Raw genomic sequence first — 18,646 nt, forward strand, 5'->3', positions numbered from 1 at the left:
TTACTCCTGATTAAAATATCCCTAGCTATTACAAAAATAAGCAAACATATGCCTTTATTTCTAAAAACAAAAGTCTATAACACTATTAAACTATCTTATGAAATGTTGTGATAAACGTGGATTCGGATCTGTAACTCCGATTTATGAAAAAAAGAAAATTTTAAATGTTGTTTTAAAAACAACATTAATTAAATCAAATTATTTTTTTGCTTTCACCTTACCTTTAACAATGTTAGTGATATAGGTAGCACTGTATTTGTATTTTTTACCAGGTTTGAGCTTTTTGGTAACTTTAGACTTGATAGTCACTTTAGCAAGCCCTTTACTATTAGTCTTTGCGGAGTATTTTTTGCCTTTGAATTTGAAGACAATCTTTTTACCTTTAATCGGTTTGCCGTTAGACCATTTAAGGGTTGCTTTAAGTTTTAATTTCTTACCCTTTTTAACTTTCACAGTCTTTTTGACCAATTTGAGAGTTTGTTTTACAACAAGCTTGTTAGTTACCTTGTAAGACTTGTATTCAGCTGTAATGTCATAGGTTCTTGGGTTTAAGTTGATTTTAAGTCTTGCATAACCGTCCTCATCAGTTCTGCATGAGTAGTGGACAGTGTTCACAAAGATGTCAACAAACTCATCCTTGCCTACAGGTTTGCCGTCGTCACCAATAGCCCTTACGACATAGTATGTTCCATCAACAAAGTCCATTGTGATGTCCTTGTTTTCAATCAGACGTTTAACTATTGTTGTTGTGGCATTGCGTTTCTCACCGGTCACTGGGTTGACACAGGTTACGGTGTAAACTCCGATGTCCAATTTTGTGACATTCAAGTATGCGATACCTTGACTGTTTGTTTTGGCAGTGTAGGTTTGACCGTTCACAATGAATTGAACCTCAGTGTCTGCAAGCACATGACCATTGTTATCTAAGAACTCTGCCTTGTAATCATACGGACTGTTCCATCCTCTTGTGATGTTCTCAGCAATGATTGACCTGAATACGGTTACCTTCTTGTTGATTGTTTGCGGTTCGACATGATCATTTCCGCTATATTCGATAATCACATCATGGGTTCCTTCACTTACTCCAGAAACGTTAATGATGTTTTCTCCGGCTTTCACTGGAACTGTTACATTTGTTCCGTTGATTCTTACGGTTACATTGCCGTCTCCACCTTCAGGAACTGTCACTTTGACAACAACATCCTGACCTATAGGAACATCATTGACTTCAGCTGTAACTTGAGAAGAGGTTTTATTGCTTGTGGCATGATAGTCAACGGTTGTTGAATTGCCTAAGTATTTCTCATCTCCAAGGTAAGTTACTTTGGCAGTGTAGTCTCCTGAATTTTCGACTGGAATTGTGACTGATTTTTCACCAGCAGTCAAGTTAATACCATAATCTGTTCCGTTGACATTAACGATTACATATCCTGTAGCGTCACTTGGCAATGTCACTTCAATTGTAACCTCGCCAGCTGTGGAGTTGTCAACTGTGGCAGATATTGGAGCAGGATTCTTATCGATTTTGAAGACTTCAGTTGTAGAGTTAGCTACATAATTATCGTCACCATCGTAAGTTGCAGTCACGGTCTTATTGCCTGAAAGCAATCCTTCGATTTCAACTATTGCTTTGCCATCTACCGGTTTGACTGAGAATATTTTACCATTGACTTCAACAGTTACATTATTGGTAAGTCCATCCGGAACATTTACGGTCACTTTAACTTTATCGCCGACTTTTCCATCGGAAACCTCAATGCTCATTGGAGTATCATATTTAGGAATGTTTACAGTAGAGTTAGTTGAAGTGCCGTTATGGTTTTCATCACCGGAATAAATCACTTCGATTTCATGTTCACCAGGAGTTGCATTATTCAAGGTTACAATAGCAGTGCCGTTTACGACAGTAGCGTTGTAAGTTTCATTTCCAACTTTGACTGTTACATTGCCTGTAGCGTTGCCAGGAACTGTTATAACAACAGTGCCGTTACCTTGATCAATCACTTTAATGTCATCAGTGTCAGCTTTAGATACTTTGAATGTTGTCTCATTGTTGTTTGGCAAGTATTTGCCATCACCGTTATAAGTTACTTTAACAGTATAGTCACCAACTTTCAAGTCTTTTACGACCAATACGCCAGCTCCGCCAGCAACAGGAACAGTGTAAGTTCCAACACCGACTATTTCAACAGTCACATTGCCAGTAGCATCAGCAGGTACAGTAATATTGACTACAGCAACATCACCGACAATGATATCATCAACATTAACGGTTACGAATGATTCAACCTTATTAACTAGGACTTTAGCAGTGTCATTTTCACTTCCAAGATATTTATCAGTCTCAAGAAGTGTCACTTTTACATCATAAGTGCCATTTGCAAGTCCACTAACTTCAATTTGGCCGATACCATTGGTAATTGATACAGTGTAGTTTTTACCGTCAACATTAACAACAGCTGTTCCATTGTAGTCTTTAGGACAGGTTATAGTGATTGTTGCATTTTCACCAACATTAATCACATCACCAGTAACATTTACGCTTGAAGCAACTTTATCGACTTTAAAGTGAGCGACAGTGGAATTAGCCACAAACCAGTCATCACCAACATAACTTGCAGCAACTGTCTTATTACCAGCGATTAAACCTTCAATTTCAAATACTGCTTTACCATCAACAGGTTTTACTGAATAGGTTTTACCGTCAATGCTAACAGTCACATTACCTTTAACATCTTCAGGAACATTGACGATTACTGTAGTGACATTTCCAACAGTTGAATTGGCAACTTCAATACTCATTGGAGTATCATATTTAGGAATGTTTACAGTAGCGTTTGCAGTTGCATTTGGATTGTTTTCATCACCGGAGTAGAATACAGTTATATCTTTAGGTCCAGGAGTTTCATTGACTAAATCAACGGTAGCCACACCATCTACAACTGTTGCATTGTAAGTGTTATTTCCAACTTTGACTGTTACATTACCATCTTTACCAGGAACTGTAATTACAACAGTACGGTTACCTTGATCAACCACTTTAATGTCACCAGATTCGGCTTTAGATACTTTGAATGTTGTCTCATTGTTGCTTGGCAAGTAGTTATCATCACCATTATAAGTTACTTTAACAGTGTAGGTACCAACTTCTAAGTCTTTTACGACCCATAAGCCAGTTCCGCCAGCAACAGGAACAGTGTAAGTTCCAACACCATCTATTTCAACAGTCACATTACCGGTAGCATCAGCAGGTACAGTAATATTGACCACAGCAACATCACCGACAGTGATGTTTTCAACTTTGACACTTACTGTGGAATTGACTTTAGCCACATTAAAGCTTGCGTCACCTTCACAGGTTGTGTAGTTATCATCACCAAGGTATTTAGCATGAACTGTGTATGTTTTATTAGCTAAATTACTTAATACTAATGTTGCAACGCCGTTATCAAGATCTACATAGTAATCTTTGCCATCTACTGTAATCACTACGGAACCAGTAGCACCAGTAGTTACATTTACTTTAATGGTTTCATCTGAGGCGGTAGTGATATTAGTGACGCTGATTGTTAAATCAGATTGCAATTTAATTACTTCAATTGTTTTGGAAATCAAGCTACCTGTTAAGTTCTTATCTCCTTCATAGATTACAGTCAATGTATGGTTTCCATAAGGCAGTAAATCGGTTGTGAAGTTAGCACGACCGTTTATTAAGGTTGCAGTATAGTTTTTGCCACCAATCATGATTGTGACATTACCAGTTGCGTTTGTATTGTTAACTGTAATATTTATGACTTGAGTTTCATTTACATAGATAATAGGTTTGAATTCAACATCCAATGTTGTATTTGCTTTTAAAACTGTAAATTTAGCGCTAGCAGTAGCGTTATCATTATAATCATCTGTTGCGAAGAATTCGACACTAGCGACTTTACTTCCTGCAGCTAAATCAGTTAAATCAACTTGAGCAACACCTTTAGATACGGTGCCGCTGAATACTTTACCGTCTACAGTGATATTGACAGTACCGTTAGCATCATTGCCAACATAAATAAATGCAACAGCCTTATCAGGATAAGTCACATCGCCAATAACCACATCGATAGAAGGATCCATTCTTGAAACAGTGAATTTGACATCATTTAATGTTAGTTCATCATAATTGCTGTCGCCATAGAATACAACAGTAGCGGTCTTATCACCTGCAGGCAATACATCAGCAAGGATTAAGGTTTTTGCACTTCCGTTGTACAGTACTTTATCTCCTACTTTGATTGAAACATTTCCATTAAAGTCATCAGTGACATTTATGACGAATGTAGTGTTTTGCTCAACAGTAACATTGAATGCAGTCACATCAGCAACTAAAGTAGCATTATCCACAGTGAATCTTGTAGAGTTTTCACTTCCTGCATACTTATTGTCACCAACATAGGTTACATTGACTTTATGATCGCCGCTATTCAATCCTGAAACATTTAATCCACCTTTACCATTGATAATAGCAACATCATATTCCTTACCGTCAACAGTCAATTTGACAGTAGCATTTATAGTCTCATTCAATTCAACAGTAATGACAGCCACATCACCATAAGTGATTGGAGTTTTAACTGTCACACTGATATCAGTAGGAACACGATTGACATTGAATTTCTGAGGATTAGATACGTTACCGTTATACTTGTCATTGCCCATGAATGTAGCGACAACAGTAATTGTATCATTATTAACAGGAGTGTACGCGATAGTAGCAACATTAGAATCTGCAATATGTACAGTGTAGTTAGCGCCGTTAATTGTAAATACAACATCACCTGTAACTGACTCATTCAAGTTAGCAGTGATAGTTACCGGACTGCCAACATAAATAGTCACAGGAACTGTGGTTGCATTGACACTAATTGTCATATTCTTTTTAACAACTTGGAATGTTGCATTTGCGGTAGATCCATAATAATATTCGTCTTCATCCAAGACAGCAACTATTTCATAGGTGCCCATAGGCAATCCATTTTCGATTGTTACTTTATTATTAGTAATATTATACTTTTCACCGTTTATGGTAACACTAATATTACCAGTGGAATTAACAGGAGTTAGGGTAATTACAATCTCTTCACCGACATAATAAACATCCTCTACAGTGATATTGATAGCGGATGTTCCTTTAGCTGTGACATTCACCCAACCACTAGCAGTACCTTCAACATACTTATCATTCTCAACATAAGTTACAGATACAGTGTAATTGCCAACACTTAATCCATTAACGGTTAAAGTAGCATTGCCTCCAGTCATTTTGACTGCATAATTAGCACCATCAACAGAAACGATTAAAGTACCATTACGGTCACTAGGACCTGAAATATTGATTACAGCATCATTACCGACAGTTATAGTGATATTGGTAACATTTACAATAGGAGTGCGTTTAGATACGGCGAAGTTAGCGGTAGTGAAATTGGATACATACTTATCGGTTCCTGAGTAAGTTACAGCTACAGTCTTATTGCCGTAGGTTACATTAGGAACAACGAATCTTGCAACGCCGTCAGTGACGCTTTCAGGACCATAAACTTTACCGTTGATTTCAATAGTTACATTACCTGCATTATCATCCGGTACAGTAACATTGATATATGCAGTATCATCAACGTAAAGGATGTTTTCAACATCAACTTTAATCGGACTACCAACTTTAGATACAGTGAATCTGGTAGATGCTGTTTTATTTACATATTTATCATTACCGAAGTAAGCAGTAACAATGTAAACACCTTCTTTAAGTGTTGAAATGTTATTCAATACGGCTTTGCCTTGACTGATAGCAACAGTGTAATTGGTTCCGTTCAATTCAATGATTACGTTACCGGTTGCATCAACAGGAACATTGACAGTAATGTTGGTGTTGTTTCCAACATAAATATCGGATGCAGTAATATTCATTACATAATCAGAAGTCAGGTTAGTAGTGAATGTGTATTCAGTAGAGTTAACTGTGAAGTTTCTGTCACCAGGATAGGATGCAACAATTGTGTAAGTGCCGTTTTCAAGAACATCAGTAGTGAATATGGCCACGCCATCCTCATCAACAGCCATTGAATATTGTTTGCCTCCAACTTCAATAGTCACATTCTCGGTTACTCTAGGATCCGCTCTGACAATAATGGTTGCGTTTTCACCGGATGTGGACTCAACATGAATAATTTCAACATTAGGTGAGATTTGTCTTACTTCAAATGTTTTATTAGTTTCATTTACATTATATTTGCCATCACCGCTGTAATTAGCGTAAACTGTGTAGTTACCAGCAGCGAGGTCTTCTACAATCCAATTGACTTTACCGTCAACAATAGGTAAAGTAATATTTCTAGTTTCATTAATTCTAATAGTTATATAACCAGTAGCATTATTATTAACAGTTACAGTAATATTTGCTTTATTTCCATAATCAATAGATTCGACATCAATAGATATTGTAGTATTTATTGAATCCACTCTGAAAGTTGTGTCATTTTCAGCAACTGTGTAATTGTCAAGTGTACCCCCATAGTATTTGATGTGTACACTGTAGTTTCCAACAGCCAAATCAATTACAGTGATTTCGGCTACACCATTTGTGAACTTATCTACATATATTGGACTTTTAGTGAAGTTTCCGCTTAAGATTACGAAACCAGTTGCATTGGCAGGAATGTTGATTGTGATTTTTCCGTCCTGGTCAACAGTAATGTTCAAGGCAGTTACATTTACTTCAGGAACTCTTTGGGTAACATCAAATTCGGCCTTTGATCTGTTGCCGGTAATGTTTCTATCTCCATCATAGAATACCCAAGCGATTTTGTGTCCAACAGTCAAGCTGGTAATGTTGAATCTTGCAACACCGTCTTTGATTTCTGCAGTGTAGTCAACACCATCAATGTTTATAGTTACGTTACCGGTTGCATTAGTGATAATGTTGCCGGCAGCGTCTTTGATTGTAACATTTACATATTCTGTATCCCATACTGGGATGTTATGCACATCAACATCTAAGACTGTGCCGATTTGCAATACGTTAAAGTCATCGGTTACTACAGCGTCAGTGTAGTTTGCATTTCCACTATAGGTAGCAATGACTACATAATTTCCAACAGCCAAACCTCCGACAGTCCAATTGACCTTACCATCAACAATCGGCAAGGTAATATTCTTATCAGTTCCATTAATCTTAATTGTTATATTTCCTGTTACTCCCTCAGGAACTGTCACAGTAATATTTGCTTCTTCGCCATAGTATATGTCTTCAACAGTGATATTGAGCATTGGTTTTGCTTTATATACTGTGAAATTGGCGCTGTTTGTATTTACTGTGTAGTTTTCATCACCATTATATATAACTTCAACTGTGTAGTTTCCAGCAGGCAATATGACACCCGGTAAAATCGCTTTGCCTTCTGTGAGGTTTTGTGTGTCAAATACATAATAGGTATCATTAATTTTGACAGTTACATTTCCTGTAGCGTCTTCAGGAAGTGTTACGACAATTAAAGTTTCATTTCCATAAGTTACATTGTCAACATCAATAATGATTTCAGGTGCCCCTTGGGTCACATAGAATACTGTGTAATTAGTAACATTATTATATTTATTATCTCCCTCATAGAATAGGGTCACATTATATTCCCCGACAGGTAATTTTGGAAGTTCAATTGATACAGTACCATTCTTAATTCTGCCGAAATATTCTTTTCCATCAACAATAACTGAAACGACACCAGTAGTGTCATTTAAAAGGGTAATATTGATTATTTCATTTTGAATGACGGTAATGTTTGTAACATTTGCTGAAATTGGAGTGTCATATTTAAGTACCCTGAAATCAGCTTCACCTTTAGCAGGTCCTAAAAGTTTACTACCTTCATAGAATACTATTACCTTCTTAATTCCTGCAGTCAGATTAGTTGCATTGAATGTAGCTGTTGCATTGGTAGCTCCCATAGTTAATGTTAAATTATAACCTATATTATCAAGATACAGGGTTACATTACCAGGTACATCATATCCTTCAGGAGGAACAATTGTGACATTGATATAGACTGTATCATTCACCATAATGTCATATGCATTTACCTCAATGAAAACCGCAGCAAATTCTTTTTGATTCAAAGTGTAATTAGTTACATTTTCTGAATCGTAATAGTTATGGTCATCATGATATATTGTTTTTATAGTGTAATTTCTAGGAAGCAAATCACGAATAATTGCAGAAGTAAAACCATCAACAATTCTAACATTTACAAATCTGACAACCATTGTTGGATCATCAACACTATAAAACTCAACGGTTGCTATTCCATTAGCATCCCAATATTGTTTGCCATCCCAATCATCAGTAATTGTGAAATTCATGTAAAGATTATATCCCAAATCATCCATACTGACTGTTAAATTGGATTGTGCTTTAGTTATATTGAATGAAACTGTTGTGTTAACTTCATTGTAGTTTGCATCACCCCAGTATTTTAAGAATACGGTGTGATTGCCAACTTCAAAGAATTTATCTGCAGTGAAATTGGTAAGAATGTTTTCCAAAGATCCTTTACCATTTTCAATAGTCATGTTTCCTTTAAATACATCGTCAATATAAACAGAAATGATACCTTTTGCACTTTGTAGAATGTTTCCGCTCTTACCAGTGATGTTTGCAGTGACTGTTGTGTTTCTATGGAATATGGTGTCCAATGCAGAAGCGTCAATGAAAACATCTTTATCTCTTGAGGTATCTGCTGCCCTGGTATAGTAATCTTCATTTAGAAGTCTTGCATTCACATAAATATCATCTAATTGATATGTTTCAGTTAGGACATCTGCAACTTCCAAGTGGATTTTACCATTTTCATCTGTTGCATAAACACCTTCATATAATTTATTATTGTCCCCATCAAATATTTCAACGAGTACAGGTATACCTGCTTCACGAGCGAAACCGTCTTTTATAGAAGATATATTGCCGGTTTGAACAGCTGTCTGACCAGTTGTTATGTTATTATCAGTCCAATATGTAACATTATTACAAGATATAGTAAATCCTTTATTTCCATGTTTAATATACATTGAATTTAAGTGAGTATCTGCTCCTTCCAATACTATGTCGACGCTACCTGAATTTCTATTAAAATCTAAGTCGAATTTGGTGGTATCTGCCCTATTATCAAGAAGTACAGCATCATTTAATGTGAAAAATACTGATGCAGAAATTGCAGATCCCCTATTTGCTTTATTTCCTGTGAAATTAGCACCAGTTACTACTAAATCAGATACACTATTATAGACACATAAAGCTCCAGCTTTATTAGCTGTATTGTTTATAAATGTAAGATTATTAAATACGGAATGAGGACATTCTTTAATCTGAATCGCACCTCCACCATTAATGTTATATTTACCATTAGCTTGAGCAACGTTATTTATGAATACTGAATTTTCAAGTGTAATCATACGGGCACTACTGGAGGCAAGTCCTTGTATATACAATGCACCAGCTTCCTTAGAGGAAGAACAATTCTCAAATAGACAATTCCTTATAGTATAATTAGCATTTGGTCTTAAATACATAGCTCCTCCTTGAGCCCAAACATCTGAAGCTGATGTACCTGATGTATCACCATTAGTGGTAACGAAATTGCCTACAAAAATACAATTATCAACCAATGCATGATAACTTTTATCCCATAAAACAGCCCCCCCATCCACTTTCTTATCAATAGTAGATTGAACGGAATTATAATAGAATTCGGAATTTTTAATAGTACCGTAGTATCCGCCTTCAGACCAATAAACAGCACCTCCACCTCTTGTAATAGTTCCAGTAGTATTACCATGTGCAGTGTTATTTGTAAATATACAACCATCAACAGTATTATATCTAGAGTTAGCTCCACCATACCAATATATAGCTCCTCCACTCAACTCTGCTAAGTTACCTGTAAAGTTAGAATTATATACAGTACCATGTGAACCTGTAGAATAGATTGCACCACCATCCCTAGCTGCATAACCATTATTCAGTGAAGAATACATAACAACACCATTATCCCCTTCGATATAGACAATTCCACCATTATATGCGCTGGAATTTTCAAAGTTGGAATGGGAAACTATTGTGTCTTTACCTTTGATGTAAATTGCTCCACCTAAATTATTAGAAGTATATTGGAATCCGGATTTTGCGGAAGTTTCAGTGAAATCAGAACCTCCAATAAATGTACCGATACCCTCAACATATATTGCTCCACCAGCTCTTGCAGTAGAGTTGGAGAAAGTAGAGTTTGAAATATCAGTATGATTACCAATAATATATATTGTACCACCATCTGCTCCTTCAGCAGCACAGTTATTAAAGTTACATCCATCAATATCCACATCATTTCCTGTAATGAATATTGCACCACCAGTATTCTCATTACCCCTATTTTTAGTTAAACTGTCAGTGAAGTTGGAGTTTGATATATCTACATTGTTACCTGTAATGGAAAGTGTACCACCTTTAGAGGTACTTGGGTCTGAAGGATCTCCAGTACTGGTACCGATATTGCGTACAAAGGAACTTCCATCGAGAGCACCGTTGTGTCCTTCCCAGTATATTGCTCCACCGTCATCGCCTGCGACATTATCAGTGAAGTTGGATGCAAGTATGTTACAATTATCTCCTGAGATGTATAATGCAGCACCATCTTCAACAGCTTCGTTATTGACAGCTGTAAGATTGTAAACATAACCGTCATTACCTGACCAGTAGATTCCTCCACCATCTACAGCTAAAGAATCTTCAACAACAGCATTTATGATGCAGGTGTTGTTTCCAATAATTTCCATTGCTCCACCTTTTGTATTATTCTGTGCACTGCCGTCAATACTTGCTGAACAGTTGGAGAAGTAGATATTTGTTAAATTGACATTGTTACCTGTGAGGAATAATCCTCCTGCTTCTTCATTAGCGAAACTGTCTGTTACGACAAGTTGGTCAATAGCCATGTTTGAACCGGTGATAATTATGGTACCTCCTTTTGAGTGGGACTCATCCAGAGCATCACTCTTACTGATACCTCTATTGTTGTTTGCAGTTATGTTATACATCTTACCGCGTTGACCGGTCCAGAATATTGCTCCACCGTCGTCTCCTGCAGTGTTGCTATCAAATGTTGAATTGATCAATAGACAGTCATTTCCTTCAATATATACTGAACCACCATCAAATCTAGCGTAGTTATTGGAGAATGAGGAATTTATAACTTGACCATTATTACCATTCCAGAATATGGATCCACCATTACCAGTTGCTGCAGTGTTATTAATAAATACAGAATTAGATAAAGTTGAGTCGTGAGCGCCTTCATACCAATCTAGAGCACCACCATTAATACCAGCATAATTATCAACAAATTCACTGCCATCAACAAGAATATTACTACAATCACCATCAGTACTACCTTGCATGTAGATAGCACCACCATTACGTGAAGCATTATTCAATCTAAAGGTACTGTTTAAAACCTTACCATTAGCACCAGTCCACATAATAGCACCACCATGACCACCATAAGTCAAGTTACCATAAGAGTCATAATCTAAAACATTACCTTTAGCAGTGTTATTCTCAAAGGTGGAATTGCTAATAGTACCATCATGACCGAACCAATATACAGCACCACCAGACCTCTCAGCAGTATTGTTGATAAATACAGAATTATAGAGGTCTGCATCATGTGCACCTTCATACCAATCTAATGCACCACCATTTCTACCTGCATAATTATCAATGAATAAACCACCATCAACAGTAATATTAGTACAATCTTCATTAGAACCACCTTGCATGAAGATAGCACCACCATTACGTGAAGCATTATTCAATCTAAAGGTGCTGTTTATAATATCACCATTAGCACCTTTCCAAACAATAGCACCACCATTACCACCAAGGATAATAGAACCATCAGGTCCTGTTCCATTAACAGTACCTAATGCCTTATTATGGGTAAAGTTGGAATTTATTATTGTACCATTATAACCACTCCAGTATATAGCACCACCAGTACTACTTGCAGTATTATTGATGAAATAACAATAAGCTACCTTACCATCCTGAGCACCTTCTTGCCAATCAATAGCACCACCATTCAAACCAGCAGTATTGTTAATGAATATGGAATGACTGAAAGTAGTATTAGTACAGTTTTCTGTAGAGTTACCATGTAGGAATATAGCTCCACCACGATTTTGAGCAACATTACCAGTGAATATACAATTGGTTACAGTACCATTACTACCTACCCATAGTACAGCAGCACCATCTCCACCACCAACGATACCACCGATTTCACTAGTAACTTCACCAGTAGCAACATTGTTAGTGAAATTAGAATCTCTTATAGTACCATAGTGACCACTCCAATGTACTGCACCACCTGAACGTTTAGCAGTATTATCTGTGAAAGTGGAACCGGTAATCTTTCCATTAGATGAACCAGCATACCAATCTATAGCACCACCATTTCCTCCAGCGACATTGCCTTCAAAGTTACAGTTGGTAACTGTATCTCCTTCACCGGATCCCAGGTATATTGCACCACCATGGCCACTAGCAGTGTTGTTTGTGAAATTACAATCAGAAATTATTAATGTACCATCAGAATTAATAGACCCTCCGTTTCCATCAGCATTGGCATTAATAAATGTAATTCCAGTCAGTGTTATACTGTGACCGCTGTGTATATTAAATATTCTAGCTTGCTGGCTACCATCGATAACTATGTTTCCGATACCAGTTATACTGTTAACTGTATTTGGAACAGAAATACCGTTGACTAAGCCAGTATCTTTATCACCATCATAAGTATAATTTTTAGTTAATACTATGTCCCCTCCAAGGCTCAAATCATTCTGCAAGTCTGAAAATGTTCCTGCATCACTTCCATCCTGCAGCTGATTATCTGTGTTAGGAAGTGAATATGCAGAGACATTACTTTCTGTTGTTAAAACAACTTGATCTGTTGAATTTCCATCACTTGCTGCCGCAACGGCCTGCAGTGAGAAAAGACAACATATTATTAAACATATAATTAATATCTCTTTTCTTAACATAATACACCCCCTCCCATATTCTTAACATGATTTTTTATCATGTCAGGGAGAGTCTATCGTGATATGTATATTATTATTTATTAATATATAAACTTTAATAAATGGATTTTTAACAAAAATTTAGAATTTTTACATTATAAGATAATAAATACTGAACATATAATATAAATATACTATAAAATTAAAAATGGATTAATTAGTATATTCAATGAATGGACAAAAAAATTATAATAATAGAGAAAATAATCCGAAAATTAAAAAAAAAGAATTGAATAAAGCAATCTATTTGATTACTTTACTTTTGATGATTTCCACTCTTTTGAGAGGGTAAATCTTTTTAGCGTTGTGGTAAATCTCGGATGCTAATTTACCGTTTACGCAAACTTTAACTAACTCATCGAATGATCTTTCAGCAGCTGCTTCAATGAGCAAGTCTTCAATGGTTTTTCTCATGTATCTTTGTTGGGAAGATTTTGCCCTTCTGATTGTTACTGCTAAAACTTGGAGTTTTAATTTGCGGTCATCTTTGGTTTTAACTATTGCGGAAGCGTCGATTCTGGAAGTTCCTCTTCTGATCATGCTTCTTACATAATCGGTAGTGGTCTTGTGACCTGTAAATTTGGTGTTTGCAACATTTCCTGCTACATTGTCAATTTCAAACCTGAGTTTGATGTATTGTTTTGAGAAGTCACCGGTCAATTCTCTCATGGTTACTTCTACTCCTCTTCCAATAAGGAGTTCTGGGTCTTTTGCTGGAGTTTCTCCAATTTCTTTATCTTCAAAGTTCACTGGTGTTTTAATAGTATACCAGGATTTTTCTTTCCATGTATCACGTACTCTACGTCTTGCTTTTGCTTTTGCCATTATATCAACCTTATAAATTTAATCTGTAATGTTAGCGTTTACGCCATTAAAATTTTATAAAATAGTCATTAACATACTGTCTGAACTGTAAAAACGATTTGAACTAATTATACTTTTACAATCGTTAATTTGACTATTATGAGTTATTCTCACTTATTTTTGAGAAATATCCGTAATTAAAATTTAATTTTATAAAACCCGCCCATAAAGGTTATAATTAGTTATTTTATTCATGATATATAAAGATTATTGAAATAGTGGAAAAATTAGAAAAAAATGCAAATTTTGAAAAATAAAAAATTTGGAAAAAAGTTTACAGGAGAAAATGAAAAAGAGATGTAAAAGCCTAAAAAGATGAATTAAGCTCTTACAATCAATATCCCAAAAACGTTACAATAGATGAAATTTTGAGTTACAATATACTAAATCTTCACGTTTTCCATGAATTTAACATGATCAATATACTTTTGAAGAACCTCATCAATAGGACCCTCATCCATGACAAGCTTCAATCCTGCATTGTCTGCCTTAATCTTGGACTTGAAACCGTATTGAACGCAGAACAGTACATCACAGTCGTCACACATCTTGATGACCTTTCCTCCTTGATGTTTTGCATCCTCTGAAATTTCAACATTTCTCTCTTCCACAAAAGTCAGCTCGTCTTCCCAGTCATATACATATACTGAGCTTCCACGACCTAAATGAAGGTCGACATTTTTACCGTCACTTGATACAACAGCCAAACGCATTTCTAATCCCTCACCTTTTTGATTAATTGAGCAACATTGCGACCGAAAAGTCTTATTGTCTCGATTCCTTCCTCATCTTCAAGAGCGGTTCCTTCAGCTCCGGCAATTACCATGTTCCAGTAGTTGCTTCCGGCGATTATCATGTTGTTGATTGTGAAAAACATTGACATTTCCTGAAGGGTAAGTGTCACTCCGCCTCTGCGGGCAACTGCAATAGGTCCTCCGACCATCCAGTCAAGGAACTTGTCCCCATGCCTTGAGACACGGCCAATCCTTTGAAGTGCGGCCATGATGTCTCCTCTTGCGGTTCCAAAGTACACCGGCGCGGCAGGTATGAATCCGTCTGCTTCACGAAGCTTGTCAATTATCTCATCAAGACCATCTGGAAGTACGCAGTTTCCTTTTTCCATGCATTTGTCACATGCTATGCATGACTGGATCTTTTTGCCCCTTAAAGTGATGATTTCAGCTTCAACGCCTTCCTTTTCTATTTCCTTTGCACATTCCTCAAGGACCATTTTAGTGTTTGAGTTCTTCCTTGGACTTGCATTAAGCAATATGACCTTGCTCATACTTCAGCACCGTCCAATGCATGGTTGCATGAGCAGTCCTCGGTCTCATCAACGTTTTTAATGAAGTTATAAATCAAATCAAGAAGTTCAGCTTCCTTTTGGGAAACCATTTCAAAGACCTCATCGATTGTCAATTCATCCTCGGATATTCCTGAAGCGTAATTGGACACGATGCAAATTGAATTGTAGCAGATTTCCCTTTCACGAGCCAATGTGACTTCCGGAACACCTGTCATTCCCACAAGGTCTCCTCCTAGCATCTTGAACATTTTTATCTCTGCGGGGGTCTCGAATCTTGGCCCTTCTGTGCAGACATATGTTCCTCCAAGGATCACATCACCGGATTTTGCAAGAACATCCCTCAATTGTGGGCAATATGCCTCGGTGACATCTATATGAACCACCTTATCTTCATAGAATGTTTTCTTCCTGTCCTGTGAAAAGTCCAGAAAATCGTCAGGTATGACAAATGAGCCCGGTGGCATTTCAAGGTTCATGGATCCCACTGAGTTTGTTGCGATGATTTTTGTAACTCCTACATTCTTCAGGGCGTCGATGTTTGCCCTGAAATTGATTTTGTGGGGCGGAATTGAATGGCCTGAAGCGTGACGTGGGATGAATGCCACTTTCTTGGAAAATATTTCAAGAATGGACACTTCCACTTCACCGTAATCGGTTTTGACAAGCTTTTTCTCGCATTTGTCTGCCTTTTCTGTGATTTCATACACTCCGCTTCCGCCGATTATGCCAATCATGTTATCTATCCTTTGCAGACTGATAAAGGTTTAACCTTAGCGACAAGTTTTGCGATGCCTGTGCTGTCGGATACTCTAACCACTGAATCAACGTCCTTGTATGCTCCTGGGGCTTCCTCTTCAATCACGTGTTTGCTTGTAGCCTTGATTTTGATTCCTTTTGATTCAAGGTCCTGTGTGATTTCATCAGCGTCATAGTCCTTTTTGGCCTTTGAACGTGAGAGGATTCTTCCTGCACCGTGTGCGGTTGAACCGAAAGTCTCTTCCATTGCGGTTTCGGTACCGTGCAATACATATGAAGCTGTTCCCATTGTACCAGGAATCAGTACTGGCTGTCCGACTTCCCTGTATTTTTCAGGAACTTCTTCCCTTCCAGGTCCGAATGCTCTTGTTGCACCTTTACGGTGAACCAATACGTCCTCTTCACGGTTGTAAACCTTATGGGTTTCCATTTTAGCGATGTTATGAGCGACATCATAGACAATATCCATTTCCATGTCCTTTGCGGATTTTCCAAGCACGTCCTCGAAGGTTTCCCTTACCCAGTGGGTGATCATTTGACGGTTTGCCCATGCGTAGTTTGCTGCTGCCGCCATTGCCTGGATGTAGTTTTGCGCTTCTTTTGAGTTGAGTGGAGCGCATGCTAATTGTCTGTCTGCAATGTCGATTTTGTAATTCTTATAAGCCTTATCCATTATTCTTAAGTAATCTGAGCATATCTGATGTCCGCAGCCTCTGGAACCTGTGTGAATCATCACTACAATCATTCCCTTTTCAAGGCCATATACCTTTGCAACTTCCTCATTATATATTTCATCAACAACCTGAACTTCAAGGAAGTGATTTCCTGAACCTAGGGAACCCAATTGTGGAATTCCTCTTTTTTTAGCCTTATCGGATACGATGCTTGAGTCAGCGTCATCCATCCTTCCGTTCTCTTCTAGGACTTCCAAGTCTTCCGGCCATCCGTAACCGTTGTTGACTGCCCATTCTGCACCGTAATCGAGCACATCGTTGATTTCATCCTTTTCAAGTCTTATTTTTCCTTTGCTTCCGACTCCTGATGGGATGTTCTTGAATAATTTTTCTGTAATCTCGTCAAGCTTGTCTTCAATATCATCGATTGTGAGGTTGGACTTGATCAGCCTGACACCGCAGTTAATGTCAAAGCCCACTCCTCCAGGGGATACAATACCGTTTCTCAATCCGAATGCTGCAACTCCACCGATTGGGAATCCGTATCCGAAATGGATGTCCGGCAATCCTATGGAGAATCTTTGAACACCCGGAAGGCATGCCACATTAACAATCTGTTCAATGGCTCCTTCTTCAAGCTCGTCAATGTATTCATCTGCAATGTAAAATCTTCCGGAAGCCCTCATTTTCTTGTTGTAGGACCCTGGAATCTCATAAACATTATCTCTAACCTTTATAATTTCATCTTTAATGCTCATAATAATCACTAAAATATTATGTTTTAATATTTATTCGTGGTGTTTTAATAAGGTTTTGGTAAAATATCAATTAGTTTAACTATTTTCTAAACAATGAGGATATTCCTGCAACGAGTAAGAATATTCCGCTTAGGACATTGATATGTGCGGAACCGACAATCACAAACATTGTGGCGATTATGAATCCTATTCCTGCAATCTCATTATTTTTTCTAACGTAATATACTGAAGCCAATCCCAAAAGTGACGCAGCAATAGCTACAAGACCTAAAAAAGAAGTGTGGACTTGGCCGAAACTTTCCAGAAATATCAGGAATGACCCTGAAAATATTCCAATGACGGATCCTATAAGACCCATTATCATTTCAAAGTTTCTTGAAATTATCTTAGTTCGTTTCATGTTTATTATTATATATTATTATATTATTTAATAGTTACAAGTCAACTATGGCCTGGACCTCATAATGGTCGGTTTTTTTAACATCCATCTTGTGATATGTTATTGCCTTTATCTCGGTTTTCCGCTCATGCTTATCCCAGTCTATGGCTTCGCCTTTTATTGTTGCCCTCAACTGGAGATTGTCATCTATTTCAACGTGGAATTCGCTGAATAGCATGAATTCTATCTCATGGTAAAACAACAGCTCCTCAAGATAATCGTAAAGCAGTGATATTTCGTCCTCTGAGCGTATCTTGAATGATATTTCACGTTCCGCTTCAATGTTGGATGTGTCTGATATGATATTAAATATTGCCAGTCCTGCATTTTCAAATGCCTGATTTAAACTTTCTCCAAATGCCCTTAGTCCAATGTCGGCGGTTGCTTCAAAATACTCATACTTTTTCATGATTTTTTCTCCAAAAATATTAGTGACCAAATGCTCTCTTGCTCTTTGTTTATATTAGGTTTTCAACAATTTTAAATATAGTGATTAAAATGTTAGGCAATAATGACACCACAGTCCAAGTGGACTTAAGAAAAAGAAGCTCAATAAAAGACGAATTAGCATATAACAATATAGACATTCAATCTTGCATGGTAGTGCTCGTAGTAGTTACAGCATTCCTATTATCTGTTATTTCTGTTGCGGCCGCACAAGCACCAATTATTTAAATTGGTC

The 18,646-nt window shown here is 37.1% G+C and carries 9 protein-coding genes; 1 reads left to right on the forward strand and 8 read right to left on the reverse strand.

Features of this window, described 5'->3' with window-relative positions:
* Positions 1–198: 198 nt before the first annotated feature.
* The 8 genes from E7Z78_RS02005 to E7Z78_RS02040 all read right to left on the reverse strand — a co-directional run bounded on the left by E7Z78_RS02005 (position 199) and on the right by E7Z78_RS02040 (position 18,373).
* Positions 199–13,128, reverse strand: coding sequence for an Ig-like domain repeat protein (locus E7Z78_RS02005; RefSeq protein ID WP_303723501.1), 12,930 nt, complete (start codon positions 13,126–13,128; stop codon positions 199–201).
* Between the two features lie 282 nt (positions 13,129–13,410).
* Positions 13,411–13,992 carry a 30S ribosomal protein S3ae gene (locus E7Z78_RS02010; RefSeq protein ID WP_303723502.1) on the reverse strand — a complete coding sequence of 194 codons (582 nt, stop codon included), beginning with the start codon at positions 13,990–13,992 and terminating at the stop codon, positions 13,411–13,413.
* 422 nt (positions 13,993–14,414) lie between these two features.
* Positions 14,415–14,744, reverse strand: a complete 330-nt coding sequence (locus E7Z78_RS02015; protein ID WP_303723503.1) for a NifB/NifX family molybdenum-iron cluster-binding protein — start codon at positions 14,742–14,744, stop codon at positions 14,415–14,417.
* Positions 14,745–14,746: 2 nt separating this feature from the next.
* The gene (locus tag E7Z78_RS02020) at positions 14,747–15,316 is read right to left on the reverse strand and encodes a flavodoxin family protein (protein WP_303723504.1); all 570 of its coding nucleotides are present in this window, start codon (positions 15,314–15,316) and stop codon (positions 14,747–14,749) included.
* Entirely contained in the window at positions 15,313–16,071 is a 759-nt protein-coding gene (gene mtnP, locus E7Z78_RS02025; protein ID WP_303723505.1) for an S-methyl-5'-thioadenosine phosphorylase, read from the reverse strand. Before mtnP ends, E7Z78_RS02020 begins: the two co-directional genes overlap by 4 nt.
* A gap of 5 nt (positions 16,072–16,076) precedes the next feature.
* Positions 16,077–17,525 carry an RtcB family protein gene (locus tag E7Z78_RS02030; protein WP_303723506.1) on the reverse strand — a complete coding sequence of 483 codons (1,449 nt, stop codon included), beginning with the start codon at positions 17,523–17,525 and terminating at the stop codon, positions 16,077–16,079.
* Positions 17,526–17,604: 79 nt separating this feature from the next.
* Positions 17,605–17,925, reverse strand: coding sequence for a hypothetical protein (locus E7Z78_RS02035; protein ID WP_303723507.1), 321 nt, complete (start codon positions 17,923–17,925; stop codon positions 17,605–17,607).
* Between the two features lie 34 nt (positions 17,926–17,959).
* Entirely contained in the window at positions 17,960–18,373 is a 414-nt protein-coding gene (locus E7Z78_RS02040; RefSeq protein ID WP_303723508.1) for an archease, read from the reverse strand.
* A gap of 89 nt (positions 18,374–18,462) precedes the next feature.
* On the opposite strand from E7Z78_RS02040, the gene E7Z78_RS02045 reads away from it, so the two are divergent.
* Positions 18,463–18,639, forward strand: coding sequence for a hypothetical protein (locus E7Z78_RS02045; RefSeq protein ID WP_303723509.1), 177 nt, complete (start codon positions 18,463–18,465; stop codon positions 18,637–18,639).
* Positions 18,640–18,646 lie beyond the last annotated feature (7 nt).

Source organism: Methanobrevibacter thaueri, assembly GCF_015062915.1.
Taxonomy (GTDB): domain Archaea; phylum Methanobacteriota; class Methanobacteria; order Methanobacteriales; family Methanobacteriaceae; genus Methanocatella; species Methanocatella thaueri_B.

Excerpts from the sequence above, each read along its gene's own strand:
- E7Z78_RS02015 (WP_303723503.1), bottom strand. The coding sequence starts at position 14,744 with ATGCGTTTGGCTGTTGTATCAAGTGACGGTAAAAATGTCGACCTTCAT.
- E7Z78_RS02030 (WP_303723506.1), bottom strand. The coding sequence starts at position 17,525 with ATGAGCATTAAAGATGAAATTATAAAGGTTAGAGATAATGTTTATGAG.
- E7Z78_RS02020 (WP_303723504.1), bottom strand. The coding sequence starts at position 15,316 with ATGAGCAAGGTCATATTGCTTAATGCAAGTCCAAGGAAGAACTCAAAC.
- E7Z78_RS02040 (WP_303723508.1), bottom strand. The coding sequence starts at position 18,373 with ATGAAAAAGTATGAGTATTTTGAAGCAACCGCCGACATTGGACTAAGG.
- E7Z78_RS02010 (WP_303723502.1), bottom strand. The coding sequence starts at position 13,992 with ATGGCAAAAGCAAAAGCAAGACGTAGAGTACGTGATACATGGAAAGAA.
- E7Z78_RS02045 (WP_303723509.1), top strand. The coding sequence starts at position 18,463 with ATGTTAGGCAATAATGACACCACAGTCCAAGTGGACTTAAGAAAAAGA.
- mtnP (WP_303723505.1), bottom strand. The coding sequence starts at position 16,071 with ATGATTGGCATAATCGGCGGAAGCGGAGTGTATGAAATCACAGAAAAG.
- E7Z78_RS02035 (WP_303723507.1), bottom strand. The coding sequence starts at position 17,925 with ATGAAACGAACTAAGATAATTTCAAGAAACTTTGAAATGATAATGGGT.
- E7Z78_RS02005 (WP_303723501.1), bottom strand. The coding sequence starts at position 13,128 with ATGTTAAGAAAAGAGATATTAATTATATGTTTAATAATATGTTGTCTT.